The sequence below is a fragment of the Cellulomonas citrea genome, from assembly GCF_009829685.1.
Taxonomy (GTDB): Bacteria; Actinomycetota; Actinomycetes; order Actinomycetales; family Cellulomonadaceae; genus Cellulomonas; species Cellulomonas citrea.
In genome coordinates this window covers 1-3,317 of the sequence record NZ_VWSD01000219.1, presented here as the reverse complement: position 1 = coordinate 3,317, position 3,317 = coordinate 1, and the positions used below count along the sequence as shown (strand labels likewise).

At 75.7% G+C, this 3,317-nt stretch carries 4 protein-coding genes; 2 read left to right on the top strand and 2 right to left on the bottom strand.

What is annotated here, in order from left to right:
- Positions 1-1,456, top strand: a 1,456-nt coding sequence (locus F2B26_RS15270; protein WP_159810818.1) for a DUF5719 family protein, incomplete at its 5' end; no start/stop codon positions are given.
- Positions 1,457-1,531: 75 nt separating this feature from the next.
- Here F2B26_RS15270 and F2B26_RS15265 read toward each other — a convergent pair.
- Both F2B26_RS15265 and F2B26_RS15260 read right to left on the bottom strand, forming a co-directional pair.
- On the bottom strand, positions 1,532-2,386 hold the full coding sequence (locus F2B26_RS15265; RefSeq protein WP_159810816.1) for a glycosyltransferase: 855 nt from the start codon (positions 2,384-2,386) through the stop codon (positions 1,532-1,534).
- 15 nt (positions 2,387-2,401) lie between these two features.
- Positions 2,402-2,929: a metallopeptidase family protein gene (locus F2B26_RS15260; RefSeq protein WP_201292775.1), complete on the bottom strand. Its 528-nt coding sequence runs from the start codon at positions 2,927-2,929 to the stop codon at positions 2,402-2,404.
- A gap of 80 nt (positions 2,930-3,009) precedes the next feature.
- On the opposite strand from F2B26_RS15260, the gene F2B26_RS15255 reads away from it, so the two are divergent.
- A partial coding sequence (locus F2B26_RS15255; RefSeq protein ID WP_159810814.1) for a DUF3499 domain-containing protein occupies positions 3,010-3,317 on the top strand: 308 nt, incomplete at its 3' end.

Sequence of the window (3,317 nt, the reverse complement as noted above, 5' to 3'; positions counted from 1 at the left end):
CGCCGCGCGCGACGTGCCCGACGCCGCCGTGCAGGTGCCGTCCGCCGCGACGGCGCTCGTGTGCCCCGGCACCCTGCAGCTGCCCCAGGGCGTGACGTCGACCGGCTCGCAGTTCGACGCGGTCCCGGTGCCGCCGGTCACCCGGCTCGGCGCGGTGACGGTCGGCGATGCCGCAGGTCCGGCGCTCCTCCGCGGTCTGGACGGTACGACCCTGGACCAGCTCGCCGGCGGTGGCGCCTCGGCCGAGCTGCGCGGCGTCCACCAGGCGTCGGTGATCCGCGCCGATGCGGGTCCCGGCGGCACGACGCAGGTCGCCGCCGCGAGCACGACGCTGACGACGGCCGGCGACCTGCGCGGGCTGGCGGCCGCGTCCTGCCAGCCGGCCAGTGCGCAGGCCTGGCTCGTCGGGGGTGCCACGACAGCCGGTGCGACCGCCCGTCTGGTCCTGGTGAACGCGGGCAGCACCGCGGCCCTCGCCACCTGGCAGGTGTGGGGCTCGGCCGGTCCGGTGGACCTCACGACCGACCGGGTCCTGGTGGCCCCGGGAGCCCAGCAGGTCGTCGACCTCGCCGCGGTCGCGGGTGAGCAGCGCGCCCTCGTGGTGCACGTCGCGGTGAGCGGCGGACAGCTGTGGGCCCACCTGCAGGACGACCTGCTCAACGGCTTCACACCGGCCGGCACCGCCCTGGTGGTGGCGGGCGCCGGGCCGGCCGAGCGCCAGACGGTGCCCGGGGTGGTGGTCGACGCCTCGGCGGTGGGCGACGCTGCCCAGCCGGTCCTGCGTCTGCTGGCCCCGGACCACGACACCACGGCGCACCTGTCGTTGCTCGGCTCGAGCGGCCCCGTGGACCTGCCGGGTGCGCAGTCCGTCGACCTTGCTGCGGGGCAGGTGGTCGATGTCCCGCTCGGTGGGCTTCCTGCCGACCGCTACACGGTCGTCGCAGACGCCGATGTCTCCATCGTGGCCTCGGTGACGTTCTCCCGGGTGGGCAAGGCCGGCGAACTCGACGACACGGCCCGTGTGGCCCGCGCCTCGGCCGCGGCCACCACGGGCGGCGAGGGCGTGGTCGCCGTCCCCGCCGCCGTGTCCTCGACCCTCGTCGTCGGGGCGGTGGGCGACGGCACCGACGTGTCGGCCCAGGTGAGTGCTGCCGGGCAGGTCGAGGTGATCGGCACCGACGGGCAGGTGCTGGCCAGCCACTCGCTGTCGGTCGACGCCGGCACGACAGGTGCGTGGGCGGTCGGCGACCTGCTGCCGGCCGGCACCCGGGCCTCGGACGTGGCGGCCGTTCGGGTCGTCCCTGCGGACGGCGCCACCGCGCGCCTGGTCTGGGCCCTGCTGGCAACCGTGTCCCAGGCCGACGGCGACCTGGTCACGCTGCTCGACCCGATCGGCCAGGAGGCCACCGCCGCGGCAGTGCCGGTGCGCGAGGACCCGGCGCTCGGACTGGGCTGACCTCGGCCCCGGTGCGGTTCGACGCCGACCCAGGACGGTCGGTGAGCGGCTCGGGCTCCGTCCGTCGGCGGGGCCTCAGCCTCGGCGCGAGGTGTGCACCTGCACCCGCTCACGGGCGGCGAGACCGACCGCGAGCGCGGCCCGGACCGGCGCCTGGTACCAGCGCGAGTACCGGGCGAACAGGTACCGGCGGGCGCTCGCGTGGTGGGCCCGGATCATCGGTGCGGGAGTCGCCCGCCAGGAGGCGCCGCCGACGTGGGTCACGCTGGCCTGGGGCACGTAGAGGTTGGCCCAGCCGGCGCGGCCCAGACGCTCACCGAGGTCGATGTCCTCGAAGAACATGAAGTACCCCTCGTCGAAGCCCCCGACCTGCTCGAAGGCGTCCCGGCGGAGCAGCAGGCAGGACCCGGACAGCCACCCGGCGGTGCGCCGCTCACCGGCCTGCTCCTGCCGCGCGTGATAGGCCCGGGTCCACGGGTTGGTGGGCCAGATCCGGGAGAACACCGCATGGCCCGCACCCTGGGTGAGTGACGGGAGCTCGCGGGCCGACGGGTAGACGGTGCCGTCGACGTTGCACACCTGCGGTCCCAGGGCGCCGACCCCCGGTTCGGTGGCGCCGACGTCGAGCAGCACGTCCAACGAACCCGGTGTCCACACGATGTCGGGGTTGGCCACGACGATCCACGGCGCGCTGGCACCCGCCGCCCCCCGGTTCGCTGCCGCCCCGTACCCCAGGTTCGCGCCTGTGACGACGAGCCGGCCGCCGGCGCGTGCGGTGACCGGGCCGGACACCGACTGGTCGGTCCCGTTGTCGACGACGACGAGCTCGACCGGGCGCGACGAGGCGGCCGGCAGCGAGTCCACGAACGCAGCGAGCTCGTCACCGGGGTGGAAGACGACGCAGACGACGCGAACGATGGCGGTGCTCATGGGGAAGGAAGGGCCTCAGTGGTCGTCGCGGAAGTCGGGGTCGATGTCCTGGGGTGCCCGACCCATGAGGTGGGCGACCTGCTCGACCACGACGTCGTGCACGAGGTCGGCCAGGTCGTCACGGTCGACGGCGCGGATCTCGATCGGGCGGCGGTACACCACGATCCGGTCGGGCTGACCTGCGTCGGACGGGAAGTACCGGCCGAGCGGGACCCCGCCGACCTCCCAGGGCGCCGGCTGGCTCGGGGGGACGTCCTCGACGGCGAACTCGGTGCCGTCGAGCTGGCGCGACCACCGTCGTTCGAGCGACTCGACGGCGTCGAGCACGAGGTCGTCGAAGCGCTCGGCCCGCGTGCGGTAGGCGGGCAACGAGGACGGCATGAGCGGCCCACGCAGACCGCGACCGCGCCGGTCCCGTCGGCGCACCCCCACCGTGGGCGCCGGGGCCGCACCGGCGTGCCGGGTGCCCACGAGCGAGCGGGACGGCGCGGGTCCGGGGGTCCCCGCCGCACCGCCGGGTCGCCGACTCGTTCCCCACGCCATCACCCACCCAGGGTAGCCCGGTCGGTCCCGACGGCCGCGCCTGCCGGTGGCTGTGGGACGTGCGCGGTACCGTCGGGTCCGTGAGAAGCGTCCGGCAGTGCTCGCGAACGGCGTGCGGGCAACCCGCGGTCGCGACACTCACCTATGTGTACGCCGACTCCACGGCGGTCCTGGGGCCCCTGGCCCAGCTCGCCGAACCGCACTCGTACGACCTGTGCGCGGTGCACGCCCAGCGGCTGACCGCGCCGCGCGGCTGGGAGGTGGTCCGCCTGACCCCGGAGCTCACCACCCCGCCACCGAGCCGGGACGACCTGCTCGCACTCGCCGACGCCGTCCGTGAGGCGGGTCGTCCGGTGCCACCGGCCGCGACGGCCGCCGCGCCCGCCTC